The sequence below is a fragment of the Alteromonas pelagimontana genome (genome assembly GCF_002499975.2).
In the GTDB taxonomy this organism is placed as follows: Bacteria; Pseudomonadota; Gammaproteobacteria; order Enterobacterales; family Alteromonadaceae; genus Alteromonas; species Alteromonas pelagimontana.
The window spans coordinates 1,530,689-1,545,358 of the sequence record NZ_CP052766.1 but is presented as its reverse complement, the minus strand read 5'-3'; the positions used below and the strand labels follow the sequence as shown (position 1 = coordinate 1,545,358).

Annotated in this window: 13 protein-coding genes; 9 read left to right on the top strand and 4 right to left on the bottom strand. The window is 47.6% G+C overall.

Annotated elements, in window-relative coordinates; genetic code table 11:
• Position 1: 1 nt before the first annotated feature.
• The gene (gene argC, locus CA267_RS06985; RefSeq protein ID WP_075609954.1) at positions 2-1,021 is read right to left on the bottom strand and encodes an N-acetyl-gamma-glutamyl-phosphate reductase; all 1,020 of its coding nucleotides are present in this window, start codon (positions 1,019-1,021) and stop codon (positions 2-4) included.
• Between the two features lie 533 nt (positions 1,022-1,554).
• Between argC and CA267_RS06980 the strand changes: the two genes are divergently transcribed.
• The gene (locus CA267_RS06980; RefSeq protein WP_075608158.1) at positions 1,555-1,965 is read left to right on the top strand and encodes a methylglyoxal synthase; all 411 of its coding nucleotides are present in this window, start codon (positions 1,555-1,557) and stop codon (positions 1,963-1,965) included.
• A gap of 62 nt (positions 1,966-2,027) precedes the next feature.
• Here the strand turns inward: CA267_RS06980 and CA267_RS06975 are convergent, their stop codons facing one another.
• Positions 2,028-2,819, bottom strand: a complete 792-nt coding sequence (locus tag CA267_RS06975; RefSeq protein WP_075608159.1) for a Spy/CpxP family protein refolding chaperone — start codon at positions 2,817-2,819, stop codon at positions 2,028-2,030.
• Between the two features lie 255 nt (positions 2,820-3,074).
• Between CA267_RS06975 and CA267_RS06970 the strand changes: the two genes are divergently transcribed.
• The 8 genes from CA267_RS06970 to CA267_RS06935 all read left to right on the top strand — a co-directional run bounded on the left by CA267_RS06970 (position 3,075) and on the right by CA267_RS06935 (position 13,063).
• Complete coding sequence (locus CA267_RS06970; protein WP_075609955.1) at positions 3,075-3,806, top strand: response regulator; 732 nt, start codon at positions 3,075-3,077, stop codon at positions 3,804-3,806.
• Positions 3,794-5,158, top strand: a complete 1,365-nt coding sequence (locus tag CA267_RS06965; RefSeq protein ID WP_232367610.1) for an ATP-binding protein — start codon at positions 3,794-3,796, stop codon at positions 5,156-5,158. Before CA267_RS06970 ends, CA267_RS06965 begins: the two co-directional genes overlap by 13 nt.
• Before the next feature lies 1 nt (position 5,159).
• The gene (locus CA267_RS06960) at positions 5,160-6,140 is read left to right on the top strand and encodes an alpha/beta fold hydrolase (RefSeq protein WP_075609956.1); all 981 of its coding nucleotides are present in this window, start codon (positions 5,160-5,162) and stop codon (positions 6,138-6,140) included.
• A gap of 174 nt (positions 6,141-6,314) precedes the next feature.
• On the top strand, positions 6,315-7,538 hold the full coding sequence (locus CA267_RS06955; RefSeq protein WP_075608161.1) for a cation:proton antiporter domain-containing protein: 1,224 nt from the start codon (positions 6,315-6,317) through the stop codon (positions 7,536-7,538).
• A 182-nt stretch (positions 7,539-7,720) separates the two neighbouring features.
• On the top strand, positions 7,721-8,185 hold the full coding sequence (trmL, locus tag CA267_RS06950) for a tRNA (uridine(34)/cytosine(34)/5-carboxymethylaminomethyluridine(34)-2'-O)-methyltransferase TrmL (RefSeq protein ID WP_075608162.1): 465 nt from the start codon (positions 7,721-7,723) through the stop codon (positions 8,183-8,185).
• 397 nt (positions 8,186-8,582) lie between these two features.
• Positions 8,583-9,758, top strand: a complete 1,176-nt coding sequence (locus CA267_RS06945) for an efflux RND transporter periplasmic adaptor subunit (RefSeq protein WP_075608163.1) — start codon at positions 8,583-8,585, stop codon at positions 9,756-9,758.
• The gene (locus tag CA267_RS06940; protein WP_075608164.1) at positions 9,748-11,691 is read left to right on the top strand and encodes a MacB family efflux pump subunit; all 1,944 of its coding nucleotides are present in this window, start codon (positions 9,748-9,750) and stop codon (positions 11,689-11,691) included. The genes CA267_RS06945 and CA267_RS06940 overlap by 11 nt, the downstream gene beginning before the upstream one ends.
• Positions 11,692-11,695: 4 nt before the next feature.
• Entirely contained in the window at positions 11,696-13,063 is a 1,368-nt protein-coding gene (locus tag CA267_RS06935) for a TolC family protein (protein ID WP_170669026.1), read from the top strand.
• Positions 13,064-13,121: 58 nt separating this feature from the next.
• Here CA267_RS06935 and gpsA read toward each other — a convergent pair whose 3' ends face one another.
• Both gpsA and secB read right to left on the bottom strand, forming a co-directional pair.
• Positions 13,122-14,123: an NAD(P)H-dependent glycerol-3-phosphate dehydrogenase gene (gene gpsA, locus CA267_RS06930; protein WP_075608166.1), complete on the bottom strand. Its 1,002-nt coding sequence runs from the start codon at positions 14,121-14,123 to the stop codon at positions 13,122-13,124.
• A 12-nt stretch (positions 14,124-14,135) separates the two neighbouring features.
• Positions 14,136-14,648 carry a protein-export chaperone SecB gene (gene secB / locus CA267_RS06925; protein WP_075608167.1) on the bottom strand — a complete coding sequence of 171 codons (513 nt, stop codon included), beginning with the start codon at positions 14,646-14,648 and terminating at the stop codon, positions 14,136-14,138.
• Positions 14,649-14,670: the final 22 nt, after the last annotated feature.

The window sequence follows — 14,670 nt, the reverse complement described above, 5'->3', positions numbered from 1 at the left end:
TTCACGCTCCAATCAGGCCTTTGGTTATCGGCAGGTTTGCTATTAGATTGGCGCACTGAATTGCTTGAGATGCGGCACCCTTCATTACATTATCAATGGCTGATGTAATGACGGCATAGCCGCTGTTTTCGTCCAGCTTCCAGAACAAATCTACATAAGGCGTATAGGCAACATCATCAATTTTAGGAAAACTCTCACGCAGGCGAACAAAAGGTTTGCCGTTATAAGCATGCTCGAATGCGTTTTGCAAATCGGCGGCTGTAGTACCCGCTGCGGTTTTTATAGTTACCGTAGCTAAAATACCTCGTTTGAAATTTCCCAGGTGCGGAGTGAAAATGACATCAGTGCCCAAATAGGCTTCAATTTCTGGGGTATGTCTGTGATTTAACACGCCGTAAGCCTGTAAACTGACTTCGTAAAAGCTGGTGTTAAGGCTGGCTTTACGCCCGGCACCGCTTACTCCCGACACGGCATTGATTATTGGTCGCACGGTGGCATCCAACAGACCCGCTTGAACTACAGGTTTTAAGGCGCTTAAAGAGGCCGTAGGGTAACATCCTGGTACCGCCACAATAGAGGCATTTGCAATGTCATCGGCGTACCATTCGGCCAGCCCATACACGGCTTTAGCAAGACTGTCATTAGCGGTGTGGGCGAAGCCGTAGTGTTTAGCAAATACCTCAGTATTTTGTAGACGAAACGCACCGGATAAATCAAGAATTTTTGCTTTCCCCTGGCTAAGGGTATTCATCCAGTCATGGCTGGCTTCATGGGGAGTAGCCAGAAATACTAAATCCATGCTTTGACTGAGAGTGTGCAATAGGTCGTCGCTTATGGGCTCTAAAATCTGAGAAGTCATATGCGCAAGATTACCGTGTAATACAGACACCGGCTTTCCTGAATCCGCACTTTGTGCAGACACAAATGTCCGTGCAAGCGTCATATGAGGATGATTGCAAACTAACTCAACGAGTTGAGCGCCGGTGTAACCACTGGCTCCAATAATTGATACTTGTAACATAGGATTCAATTTATAAAAGAAAGAGAAAAATCACTTTTTACCTTTGACTCGATGCAACCAAAAAGTGGGCTGCGAATCAATACGGCTTACAAAGGTAAAAAGTGTGCTACCGCAACTGCATTCACGCCAATAAATCGTCGTGAGTACTGCAATGGGCAGCTAGCCAGGGGAGAGCTAAACTGTTTTAGGGGTTCAACCTGCTGGTCGCGCCTGCTGGTTGGTTCTGTCATTATTAATTCCTGTGAAATTCTCTCTTGACGACATTAGAAGCAAAAAGACAGTAATCACCGCTGCTTCATCGTTAGAGATCGCTAAACCGTTGTCCATATTACTGATATGGAATATTTATGCAATAAAAATGTATAACTATTTTAAGGTGAGTAATTGGCGAATCTATTGTTTAATCATAAGCAAACAGATGTGACAGCCAGTTGACAATTACCTTTTTTATTATGAATATTCATTACGTTTTGAGGAAAGATGAATAGCGGCTTCCAATACCCTATTCAGATGGACAGGTACAGGATGCAATTATGAGTGAATATACAGTGGCACTGGTTGCCCATGATCATAAAAAACCCGAGTTGCTTGCGTGGGTGAATAAGCATCTTGCGGTAATGCAACGCTGTAAAATTGTGGCAACAGGAACCACTGGTGGTTTAATAGCTGAGGAAACCGGGTTGGAAGTGACTCGGTATAAGAGTGGCCCATTAGGAGGTGATCAGCAAATTGGAGCGCTTATTGCGGAAAATCGGCTTGATGCATTGTTCTTCTTCTGGGATCCGCTGAACCCTGCTCCGCACGATCCGGATGTGAAAGCTTTGCTGCGGCTATGCTCTGTTTGGAATGTGCCAGTAGCATGTAACAGCGCCACCGCAGATTTGCTGGTAACCTCTCCCTTATTCTTAACTGAAGATTATTTGCCGACAAAACCGAATTATTAAGTAATCGGGATCTGCGATAAGTCGCAAACAAGCTGGAAAAGGCCAGCTTGTTTGCATGGCTGCTACATCAAACGTCGCTGCGGATGAAAATCACGTTGTTTAGGCCCATGCCGCCACTCGCGCTTTTCTTTTAATTCTGCTTGTTGTTCATCAGTGAGTACCCCAAGCAGTTGTTGACGGGCTTTTGCTTTAGCCAGTAGTTGTTCCACCAAATCACGCTGATATTTAATTGTCAGCGCTTGCCAGGCGTCATCGTTAAATTCTGCCTGGCGGATGATTGCTTGTTCTTCGCTGGAGAAAGCCTGCATTAAGGCGTGAAGTTGCGCATGATTACTTTGCTGCGCATCAACTAGCGCGGCGATTTGATCTTGCTGCGCCGCGGTTAAATCCAGGTTTGAGAAAGGCAACGGTTTTTCTTTTCGATTCTTTCTGCTTTTCTTTGCCTCATAAAAAGATGCCTTTTCTGATTCAACCGAAGCCAATTCTGCTTGCTGTTCATCGGTAAGCAAGTTAAAAATCTGATTCTGCAATTTGGCAGCGGCCAAGCGTCGAGTGAGGAATCTGGTAAGTTTTTCTTCTGTTACGGCCACCAAAGTTGCGTCATCCAGTTTTTCACCGGTGCTTTCGTCAAACGCCGCAGGTCGCCTCGATTTTCTCAAATCTGTATCGACACTGTCGGTGCGAAAAGTCTTTAGCGCCAGTTTAATCTCTTCCTGCTGGGATTTTGAAAGATCCAGGCTGCGGAGGCTATGCACTATTTCTGCTTCTGGCATAGGTGGACGTTGAAAGTGAGCGCTGGAGGAAAAGCTAACTAGCATTGAGCTCATCAAAGAAACTAACAGCAATTTTTTCATAACATGTCTCCTTTATTAGACGCAAACAGTGTAGTTCAGCGCTGTGTAAAGTAGGGCAAGGAATGTGTAAAGCTTGTGTAAAGGCTGCATTAGTTGATTTATCTGATGGTCTGAATCCCGGTACTCTTCAACAAGGTGCTCTACAACCAGTGTATAATAGGATCACTCAACATGAATCAGTCAGTATTTTCAACAGCTGCAGTTGCACAACAGACAACGTCAGGAACGGCAAACGTCGGGCTTCAGGAGACTTTTATGGAAACTGCCACAACATCAACTATTGCTCAGCTTCGGCCGATTCTGATTATTGATGATGATCGGGAGCTGACAGAAATGCTCAAGACTTATCTGGAAGGCGCAGGCTATCAAATATCCATCGCAAATGATGGCGCGCAAGGACTTGCATTAGCAACGTCTGGTACTCCAGTCGATTTAATCTTACTGGATGTCATGATGCCGCAAATGGATGGCTTTGAAGTGCTTAAAAAGCTGCGGATCACGCATCATACTCCTGTTCTGATGTTAACCGCCAGAGGTGATGACTATGACAGAATTCTGGGGCTGGAATTAGGCGCTGATGATTATCTGCCCAAGCCTTTTAATCACCGTGAGCTGGTTGCCCGCATAAAGGCTATTTTCCGTCGGTTGGAACTGACTAACAGCAGCCGCCAGCAGCAGGAGTTAAACATCAACAACATTCGTTTAAGTATGGACCGTCAGACGGTTCACAGCCACGGCCAGGAAATTACGCTGACCGGCACCGAGTTTGCTATTTTACGTTTGCTGATGGTGAATGCGGGGCAGCTTGTTACTAAAGATGACATCAGTCAGAAGGTGTTGGGCAAGCCATTGCTGGCGTTTGACCGCAGTATTGATATGCATGTTAGTAATATACGTAAAAAATTGTCCCTCGCCAGTCATGATGAAAAAATTAAAACCATCCGTGGCTCAGGCTACTTGCTGCGAATTTCATCATGTTTCAGCTAAACACGCTAAATCCTGCCCGTCGGTTGATGGGGCGATTGTTTTTATGGTTTTGGATCACTTTCATTCTTACTGGATTGCTAGCGTTATGGTTAGGCAGTGTATTCAGCGAAGACGTAGAAATTGGCACGCCGAGTGAAAAAGAAATCAGAGCGCTGGATGTGGCTGTCAAGCGGATAGGCCTCGGCGAAAAGAAGAATCTGCCTCTGCCGCTGATACTTGAGCGCGGCAGTCGGCAATCTCGTTATATGTTGTTTGCGATTAATTTGGAGAGCAAAGATATTTTGCGCGGCGCTGGCCCGCCAATGCGTCCGCAAGATCGTAAAGATCTGCTGCAAGTTGCTACACAACAAGTCCCTATTTCTTTAAAACGTCGAGGGCTTAAAATTTTAGGTCCCAAACCCTTTGTCTTTCAGCAGGTAGAATATGTGCTGTTTATGGCTACGCCTAATCGGTCTACTGATCATGAAAAATCTCTGTTTTGGGTGATTGGTTTGGCTATCATTATGACGGTGGCGCTTTCTTATCTGTTTGCTAAATCTTTAGTGAAACCCATCCATCAGTTGCAGGAAACCAGCCGTCGTTTAGCGAAAGGTGACTGGCAGGCCCGGGTCTCTGCAACGGCTTACAGGCGAGATGAATTAGGTGAGCTAGCGCGGGATTTTAATACGATGGCAGAGCAACTGGAAAGTATGTGGAATGGCCAGAAGCGTTTACTGGCAGACATTTCCCACGAATTGCGATCGCCCCTTGCAAGGCTGCAAATGGCGTTGGGAATAGCTTATCAGCAAGAGGTGGACCCGGCCACGCTGACGCGCATCGAACGTGAAGCCGAACGCATGGAAGCGTTGATTAACCAGTTACTGCAATTAACACGCGCCGAAGCGGCATCACCGCAAATGAGCAGCATCAGCTTATCCGGATTGCTGGAAAATGTGTTTGCCGATGCCCATTTCGAAGCAAGCAATGTTAATAAACATTTTTACGTCAATCCGCTGCCTTCTGAGCTGGTGAAAGTAAATGAGACGCTTATTTGTAGCGCGATTGAAAATGTAGTTCGTAACGCCATCCGCTACAGTTATACCGAGGTAAAAGTTGTGGTCACCACCACTCCCACGCAGTGGCAATTGGAAATTATGGATGATGGCCCTGGTTTGTCTGAAAAGGAGTGCGAAGCAATTTTTACACCTTTTTACCGAGCTTCTTTGGCGCGAGAGCGAGAATCTGGCGGCGTTGGGTTAGGGCTGGCAATTGCAAAAGCTTCGGTAGATTTGCATCATGGTACCATTCAAGCGACTCCTATAAAATCGGGAGGATTGAAAATTACCTTCAGGCTGCCTCGCGATGGAAGATGACATGAATTGGAAGTTCACCCGCGAATCGCAACTCGCACACGCATTGGTAAGTGAAATTAATCCCTTTTGGTCAGAGCAGGTTACCACCGGTCAATTTACTGGCAAACACAATGTAAAGGTGCACTACGCGTGGTGTATGCCACTGCATCCCCGCTCAGCAGTGGTTGTAAGTTCTGGGCGCATTGAAGCGTTGTTAAAATATAAAGAAGTTATTTACGACTTTTGGCGCAATGATGTGGCGGTATTTATTCTGGATCATCGGGGGCAGGGGCAGTCCGGTCGAATGACAGAGGATCCTCACCAAGGATATGTTGCCGACTTTGAAGATTATGTCGATGACTTACTTTATTTTGTTCAGCAGATAGTCCAACCCTGTATAGCGGTTGACGGTCGGGGCCCGCTCCCGCTTCACCTGCTCTGTCACTCCATGGGTAGTGCTATCGGCGCACTGGCAATTTTACGGGAGCCAACGCTTTTTCAGCGGGCAGTATTTTGTTCTCCCATGTTCGGTATTCGGCCACCTTTACCGCACTGGTTTGCAGAAATGGTAATTGGTGCAAGCCGAGCGGTAAACTCTCTTTCTCGCTTACCAGCCGCATATTTTTTTCGGCAAAAAGGTTACCATGCCGTTGCATTTGATGATAATCGGCTTACCCACAGCAACATTCGTTATCAGCTTTTCCGGGAGCTTTACGAACAGCAACCGGAGTTACAGCTAGGCGGCGTGACTACACAGTGGCTGTATGCCGCGTATCTTGCCATTGCTGCAATTGAAAAACGCGCTGCAGATATAACTCTTCCCGTTCTGGTGTTAAGTGCCTCGGAAGATAAAGTGGTCGATAATGTTCGACAAAAACGCATTGCCGCAAAGTTCGGCGACTGCCAGTATGAGGTTGTTCATGGGGCATTTCATGAACTGCTGATCGAAAGTGATGAGTACCGTGATAAGGCGCTGTGTAAAATTCTGACTTTTCTGAGTTAACGTTTCCAACCTGCTCTAGCAATTTGTCTGGCCGTTGGTGCTTCTCATGTGTCAAATGGTCGCTTTGCCTCCAATATGCCTGTTTTGCTCCAAAACGCTTCCTCACCCGTAAAGCAACTATTCAATCGGTTTGGTACATCCGGTATTCATTACAAAATCAGTTGAGGGAGCAGGATGCACGAATTCAATATTGGCTTGCTGGTTATTGCTGCCAGTGCTTTAGTGCTTGGCTTGTTATCAAAGCCATTGAAGCGAATCGGGCTTCCCGACGCATTTACGCTTTTACTATTAGGAATCGTGTTAGGTCCTACCGGTATCGGCCTGCTTGATCCCGCGAAATGGGGGAAAGAAATGGTCATTCTGGAGCAGGTGGCTCGTCTGGCATTGGCAATAGGTTTAATGGGAATCGCCATGCGCTTGCCCAGATCTTATATTTTCCATCATTGGCGATCGCTCAGTGTGTTATTGCTGGTGGGAATGGTATTTATGTGGTTGTGCAGCAGCGCGCTCACTGGCTGGATTTTAGGTTTACCTATGGGCGCGGCCTTATTAATCGGTGCCGCTGTCACGCCCACCGACCCAGTGGTTGCTTCTTCCGTTGTGACAGGCAATGTGGCAAAAGAAAATCTTCCAGCTTATCTGCGCCGCATCATCTCCAGTGAGTCCGGCGCAAACGATGGGCTGGCTTTTATCTTCGTCATGGTTGGTGTTTTTGTATTGACGCTGCCACCCGGCGAGTCCATGACAATGCACGTACTGGAAGTGATAGTGGGGGATGTTCTGGTTGCGCTCGTTATCGGAGTAGTTATCGGCTACGCAGTAGGCTTTGCTCTGCGTAAAGCTGAAGAAAAAAAAGTTATCGAACAGTCTTCAATGCTAATGATTACCACAGCGCTTGCGCTGATGACTCTCGCTGCTGTAAAGCTGATGGGAAGCGACGGCATTCTTGCAGTATTTGTGGCCGGATTAGCCTTTGACTGCCAGGTAAATGCGTCTGAACGTCAGGAAGAAGAAAGGGTAGTAGAGGGTGTGGACCGATTTTTTACTTCTCCAATATTTATTTTGCTTGGTCTAATGATTCCCGTGAACGAATGGCTATCGCTGGGCTGGCCAGCACTTGCCCTTATTGTAGCAATACTGCTATTTCGCCGTTTACCATTACTTCTGTTGCTGGGCGGCCGGATGCGCGACCTGCCATCAAAACTTGATGGCGGATTTGCGGGCTGGTTCGGGCCGATTGGTGTCGCTGCGCTCTATTACGCCGCCTTGGCGCATCATAAGACTGACGTTACCGAGCTTTGGCCGGTAGTTAGTTTATTGGTGGTGTCGTCTATTGTTGTGCACGGGCTTACTGCAATGCCTTTTTCGCACCTTTACCGGCGGCTTAAAAAGTCATGATATTAACATTAAGCAAGTAAGGCTCAGCATAGGTTTAACGCTGAGCTTTCGCTTGCTCCTGAGTCTTGTTTCTTAGTCCCGCCCAATCCATCATCTGCAAATCACTACTAACTTGTTTAATGACATCCAAAACTCTATTCTTGGCGGCTACATCGCATCGTCACTAAAAGCAGAATATTGTTATGTTAGATATCGTTCTTTACCAGCCTGAAATCCCCCCCAATACTGGCAATATTATTAGGCTCTGTGCCAATACCGGATTTGCCCTTCACCTGATTGAGCCGCTAGGTTTTGAATGGGATGACAAACGAGTGCGACGGGCAGGTTTGGACTATCATGAGTTTGCTGATGTTAAACGCCACAGCAGTTTGGACGCCTACATTAAATTATGTTCGCCCGCCCGTATTTTTGCCTGTACAACAAAGGGTAAAGCGTTTCACAGCGATGTAAGTTACGCAGCAGGTGATGCTTTGCTGTTTGGCCCTGAAACCCGCGGATTGCCTGATGAAATCATTCAGTCATTGCCAGCGCAACAGCGGGTGCGTATACCGATGTTGCCCAACAGCCGAAGCATGAATTTATCCAACGCTGTTTCTGTTTTTGTTTACGAAAGCTGGCGTCAGCTGGGTTACCCTCAAGCTCGGTAAAAGCTATTGAGACAACTTTCAGCTGTAGTGTGTAGGGTTCGTGGAGTATCCTGGGCAACAGCATGAATGAATAAAAATTCAGCAGTCTTAAGGAATAAGCAAAATTTCTCATCCGAAACGCCGTAACATCATCCTGATGGCTCTGCTGGAGCATCCATGCTTCAGCAGTTCGGCTAAGAAACATTCACTTGTCGCTTAAAAATCACTCGAAGTCTCTCTTTGGCGGAGTATCACAAGCAATACTCAGTATGATTTCGCAAACGTGAGAATGTGGGAAATTTTGGTATTCTGCACAGGTTAACGGGCAAACCCCGCGTTTCGTAAAGTATCTGTAAATGTTCTCGCCACGCCGAGGGTCGGTCTGGTAGTTTTTGGTTTTTTAAGACAAGGTTTTGTGGTGTCTAAATCTCGCTTTATCTGGATAAAACGCGCAGGAATAACGGCGCTTTTCTGTTTATGTATTTTCGCAACCTACGCTTATGTCGTTTCGCCTGATAGCCCAACCTCTTCTTTTCTTATGCAGCCAGTACGGCAGGGCGATATTGAGAAAACCATTGTTGCAACAGGAAAACTTGAGCCCAAGCGCTATGTAAATGTAGGCGCGCAGGTATCGGGGCAAGTAAAAAAGATATATGTAGAAGAAGGCGATGTCGTTAAAGAAGGCCAGTTGCTGGTAGAAATTGACGCCACAGTTTTTGAAACTCAGGTGCAAAAGGCCGAGGCGGCACTGGAAAGTAAAAAAGCGCAGCTGACGCAATTGAAAGCGGAAAGAGAGCTGGCGCTGCTTCGAGCAAAGCGAAATGAAGAGCTAAATCAGCAAGACGCCGTCAGCCAGGATGTGGTGATAAGCAGCCAAACGGACGTAAAAGTACTAGAGTCAAAAATCATTGCTTCTACCGCAGAGATAAAAGCCGATGCCGCGTCTCTTGCAGGGGATAAAGCCACTCTTGGGTTTGCCCGAATTTACGCGCCTATTGATGGCACTGTCGCCTCCATTGCAGTCAGAGAAGGCCAAACCCTCAACGCCAATCAAAACGCCCCTGAGCTTATGCAGATTTCCGATTTTACCACTATGACGTTGCGCGCTGAGGTGTCTGAAGCTGACGTAGATGATATTTCTCGCGGGATGCCGGTATACTTTTCTACACTGGGTAATACGGAAAAGCGCTATCAGTCAACGGTGCGGCAGGTGCTTCCAACACCGAATGTAGTGAATGATGTCGTGCTTTATCAGGTACTGGTGGACATCGCTAATCCAAACGGAACGTTAATGGATTCGATGACCACCCAGGTATTTTTTGTCCAAGCGAGCAAAAGTAACACGTTAATTGTGCCTGTTGCCGCAGTAAAGCGACGAGGGCCAGAACAAATTGTTATGACCCAGAAGGGAAATGCACTGCAACCGCTTCCCGTGACCACTGGCGTGCGTAATCGAACTGAAATAGAAATTATTGAGGGTTTGAAAGAAGGCGACAGCGTTGTAGTGGGGCTGAAAGAGGGCGCTGAAATGCCGAACAGCAACCGAGGCTCTACGTTTGGTGGGGCAATGCCCAGAGGCCCCCGTGGGATCTGAGGCACCATTAATTCAGCTTCAACAGGTTTCCCGTAGCTATCATACTGAAGGTAATGCAGTTACTGCTCTGGACAATATTTCCCTGACCATTAACAAAGGCGAATTTGTAGCCATTATGGGGCAGTCTGGTTCGGGTAAGTCAACCCTTATGAACATACTGGGGTGTCTTGATAAACCCAGCGCAGGGCACTATTCCATTTCGGGGCAGGCGGTTGCTTCATTAAATCCGGATCAGCTTTCGGCACTGCGGCTGAAGACTTTCGGCTTCGTTTTTCAACGTTACCAATTGCTTTCGACTCTTACGGCTACTGAAAATGTGGCATTGCCCGCTATTTACAGCGGCATGCAAAAAACTGAGCGTACAGCCAGGGCGCAGCAGTTGCTGGAAAAACTAGGGTTATCTGATCGTTTCGATCATCGCCCCGGTGAGCTTTCTGGCGGGCAGCAGCAGCGGGTTTCTGTCGCTCGAGCGTTAATAAATGGCGCTGACGTTATTCTGGCCGATGAACCTACGGGTGCGCTCGATTCCGCCAGCGGTGAGCAATTGTTAGATCTGCTTAAAGCGCTTCACCAGGAAGGTGTGACTATTATTCTGATTACCCATGACACGCTGGTGGCAGAGCATGCTAATCGGCAAATCCATTTATTGGATGGGAAAATTGTCAGCGATAGTGCCCGCCCTGCTGCTAAAACTGAAGATACTTCCCCGTCAACCACCGCCGCTACGGTAAAAGTCTTTCCCAGTATCTCCAGCACCGCTGCCTTGAGCATGGCCTTTAGTTCGCTTCGTTTAAACTGGTTTCGCACCATGCTTACGCTGTTGGGCATCATTATTGGTGTGGCAGCGGTAGTAACAATGATGGCAATTGGCGAAGGGGGTAAAGAAAATGTACTTAAACGCATTGAAACCATCGGCACTAACCTAATTTCCGTGCGTCCCGGCGGCCGTAATATGCGAAATACCGGAGATATTGCCAGTCTTTCACTGGAAGATGCGAATGCATTAAAGGAAATTCCTGGAGCCATGTATGTTGCGCCAGAGCGGTCCAGTCGTTCGACGATACGCTATGGCGAAAATGATTTTTCCGGCCGGATTACTGGCACAACGCCAGATTATCTTTACGCCAAAGATTGGGAAATGGCACAGGGAGTGTTTTTTTCTGAGGAAGATATCACCAATTATGCGCCGGTAGTGGTTATCGGCGATACGGTTGCGCTTAGCCTGTTTAATGATCGCTATCAAGCGGTGGGCAAATACATTTTAATGGAAAACGCTTTTTATCAAGTGATTGGTGTGCTGAAAGCTAAAGGCTCCAGTGGTGGCGGAATGGACATGGACGACGAAGTGCTCATCCCCGTTACCACTGGACGCTTAAAAGTGTTTGGTAGCGACTTTCTCAGTGGCATCACCATTAAAGCGGCAAGCACTGAAATTGCCAAGCCAGTGAGTGAGGCAGTGCTGGCGATGCTTACACAGCGTCACGGCACTGAAGATGTTATGGTTCGTACGACGGATGCGTTGGTGGAAGCGGTAACGGAAACGCAAAATACTCTTACCTGGTTATTGGCCTCAGTGGCAGCTATTTCGCTTTTTGTGGGCGGAATCGGGGTGATGAATATCATGCTGGTAAATGTGTCTGAGCGGAAGCGAGAAATTGGCTTGCGTATGGCAACCGGCGCGAAGCCTGGTGACATATTAAAACAGTTCAATATTGAGGCTTGGGTAGTTTGTGTGCTCGGAGGTCTGGCGGGTGTCGTGCTAGGGTATGGAGTAATAGTTATTGTGTCACAATTTAATATACCAGTGGCCTATACCCTCACACCCCCGTTGCTGGCATTCGTTACCTCGTTGGCAGTAGGGTTGATATTTGGCTACGCCCCCGCGCATAAAGCGGCAAGACTTAACCCTATAGATGCCCTGGCAGAGGATTAAAAAATTGAAATTTCTTACGTTATCGCCATGCCTGCTGCTCTTGTGTGCTTGCTCCTATACACCGGCTAACTATCAGGCGGCGACGCAGCTGAATTTACCTGAGCGTCTTCAAACTGCGGCGCCAGCAACCGCTTTATCTATTGATAGACAGTGGTGGGAAGCTTTTCATACCGAGGAACTGGATGCCCTCATGGGCAAACTGGCGCAGCGCAATTTGACAATTGTCGAGGCTGAACTGGCACTTTCCCGTGCCAAGCTGTTATTACGGCAAAGCCAGGCTGATAATACGCCTTTTGTATCTGCTAGCGTTTCTGGCAGAAGTAATCGTGATGTAGAAAGCGGGACCAGCCAAAATGGCGTTTCTGCTGGTATCAGTGTTGGCTACGAAGTTGATATATGGGGGAGTCGGGATGCAGAGCAACTGGCCCGGCAACTGGATATTAACATCGCAGAATATCAGCAACACAGTATCGCTTTACAGGTGCAAAGTTTGCTGGCAACAGCGTACTTCAACTATTTGTCGCTGCAGCGTCGCCAGGAAATCGTGCAGCAAAACGTAGATGCAAGTCAGCGCTTACTCGATCTGGTAGAGCTTATATACGAAGCGGGAGACGCTTCAGGCATCGAAGTCAGTCAGCAACGAAATACCTTGATTTCTTCGCAGGCAGAGCTGCTAAATATCAATAATCAGCTCGCGCTTAGTCAGCGGGTAATTGCTGTACTGCTGGGTGATAATCAGATGTCTGCCATAGACGTTGACCGGCTTATTACTTCTATTGCGTTACCTGAAATTGACTTAGTCCAGCCTGCTGCACTTCTACGCTCTCGCCCGGACGTAAAATTGGCTGCCACGCAGTTACAGCAGGCGGATATTTACCTCTACCAGGCCGGGATCCAAGGTTTGCCAGGTTTAAATTTGAGCGCTGACGTATCAGCGAGCGATCTGTTAGATCTAGCCTCCGGCTGGACCATAAGTGCATTAGCAAACTCCGCCGCTACGCTGTTTGACGGCGGACGAATCGAGGCAGGAGAACGCATTGCAGAAGTAGATATTCAGCTAGCGCTAAACAGCTATCGCCAGATTACCCTTGGCGCAGTACAGGAATTATTAGACAGCCTGGATACTTACGGTTATCAGAAAGCAGCGTATTTATTAGATATGGCATCACTGGAGAATAACGAACGGTTATACCGTTTAGCAGAAATCCGATATAAAGCCGGCGATACTGATTTTCTAAACCTGCTTAGCGCTCAACGCAGCTGGTTTTCTGCACAACTGGCGGTTATCAACAGCTATAACAGCGCGTTAACCACCGCTGTGGATGTTTATCGTGCTGCTGGTGGACGGCCGCAGCTATCAGCTACGCCGTAGAAGCCAAAGGTTGATTTGCTTAATGGGGCTGGAAATTCTGCCCCATGTACGCCTACCTTTATTCGTTCTTCAAATCTCTACCTAACAATGCCATTGCGGCATCTTTGGGCGATTTACCATGATAGAGCACTTCATAGATTTGCTCGCAAATCGGCATTTCTACACCGACTCGCTTCGCCAAGGTGTGGACTTCTTCGGTATTTCGATAGCCTTCAACCACCTGACCTATTTCTTTCATGGCCACTTCCATCGATTTGCCACTGCCAAGGGCTAAACCAAAACGTCGATTACGCGATTGGTTATCGGTACATGTCAGCACTAAGTCGCCCAAGCCTGCCATGCCCATAAAAGTTTCCGGCTGGGCACCTATCTTCACGCCCAATCGAGTGAGTTCAGCCAAACCCCTGGTAATTAGGGCAGTTCTGGCATTTGCGCCAAAGCCTAAGCCGTCGGCAAGGCCGGCGCCAATGGCAATGACATTTTTAACCGCACCGCCCAATTGGACGCCGATAAAGTCAGGGTTTTTATACACCCGAAATGTGCGGCTACAGTGCAACTTGGCAGCAAAGTCGTTCACCAACTCTTCATTAGTAGAAGAAAGAGATACGGCGGTGGGTAAACCTGCTGCCATCTCTTTGGCAAAAGTCGGCCCGGACAGAACGGCCAGCGGATAATGATCGCCGAGAACGTCCAAAGCAACATCGCGAAGCAAACGGCCGCTACCGGGTTCCAAGCCTTTCGTTGCCCAAATAATTCGCTGATCGTCGCGCAGCATAGGCTTAAGTGTTTCCAGCAGGCCTTTGAAAGCGTGGCTAGGTACTACTACCAGGATATCTCGGCTGCTTGCAACTGCACTTGCTAAATCCGCTTCTACATTAAGTGCCGGAGGAAACTTGGCCCCAGGCAAGTAACGGCTGTTTTCACGAGCGCTTTGTAGTGCCTGCATATGCTCGCTGTCGCGCCCCCATAATTTGGTGGGTACCAAATTACGTGACAGACAAAAAGCAAGGGCGGTGCCATATGACCCCGCCCCCAATACCGTTACAGAATCTGAATTCATAGGTTTAATAAATTATGAATCCAGTGTCTGCGGTTGTTGTCCTTCCTGGCCCTGTTGTGCACGTTTTTGCATGTATGCAGCAAATATCGCGTCAAAATTTACCGGAGTCAGGTTAAGTGGAGGGAATGTACCGCGGTTCACTAAGTTGGAAATGGTTTCGCGGGCATAAGGAAAAAGCATATTGGGGCAGAAAGAGCCCAGCGTGTGCGCCTTATTTTGATCCGGCATGTCGCCAATGCCAAAAATGCCAGCCTGTTGTACTTCACACAAAAACGCAGTTTCTTCGCCGATGCTAGCTGTAACAGTGACAGATAACACCACTTCATACATATTTTCATCCACTTTATTTGTTGTGGTATCCAGATCTAATTTAATTTCTGGTTTGTACTCTTTAGTAAAAATAGCCGGAGCGTTAGGTGATTCAAACGAAATGTCTTTGACATAAATACGCTGGATATTAAATTGAGGGGCTTGTGCCTGCTGGGCAGCAGCAGAGCCATTTGTAGTTTGATTTTCGTCAGCCATGATACTTCCTAATTATTTAATG

Coding starts and splice junctions, on each gene's coding strand:
- argC (WP_075609954.1), bottom strand. CDS start 1,021: ATGTTACAAGTATCAATTATTGGAGCCAGTGGTTACACCGGCGCTCAA.
- CA267_RS06980 (WP_075608158.1), top strand. CDS start 1,555: ATGAGTGAATATACAGTGGCACTGGTTGCCCATGATCATAAAAAACCC.
- CA267_RS06975 (WP_075608159.1), bottom strand. CDS start 2,819: ATGAAAAAATTGCTGTTAGTTTCTTTGATGAGCTCAATGCTAGTTAGC.
- CA267_RS06970 (WP_075609955.1), top strand. CDS start 3,075: ATGGAAACTGCCACAACATCAACTATTGCTCAGCTTCGGCCGATTCTG.
- CA267_RS06965 (WP_232367610.1), top strand. CDS start 3,794: ATGTTTCAGCTAAACACGCTAAATCCTGCCCGTCGGTTGATGGGGCGA.
- CA267_RS06960 (WP_075609956.1), top strand. CDS start 5,160: ATGAATTGGAAGTTCACCCGCGAATCGCAACTCGCACACGCATTGGTA.
- CA267_RS06955 (WP_075608161.1), top strand. CDS start 6,315: ATGCACGAATTCAATATTGGCTTGCTGGTTATTGCTGCCAGTGCTTTA.
- trmL (WP_075608162.1), top strand. CDS start 7,721: ATGTTAGATATCGTTCTTTACCAGCCTGAAATCCCCCCCAATACTGGC.
- gpsA (WP_075608166.1), bottom strand. CDS start 14,123: ATGAATTCAGATTCTGTAACGGTATTGGGGGCGGGGTCATATGGCACC.
- secB (WP_075608167.1), bottom strand. CDS start 14,648: ATGGCTGACGAAAATCAAACTACAAATGGCTCTGCTGCTGCCCAGCAG.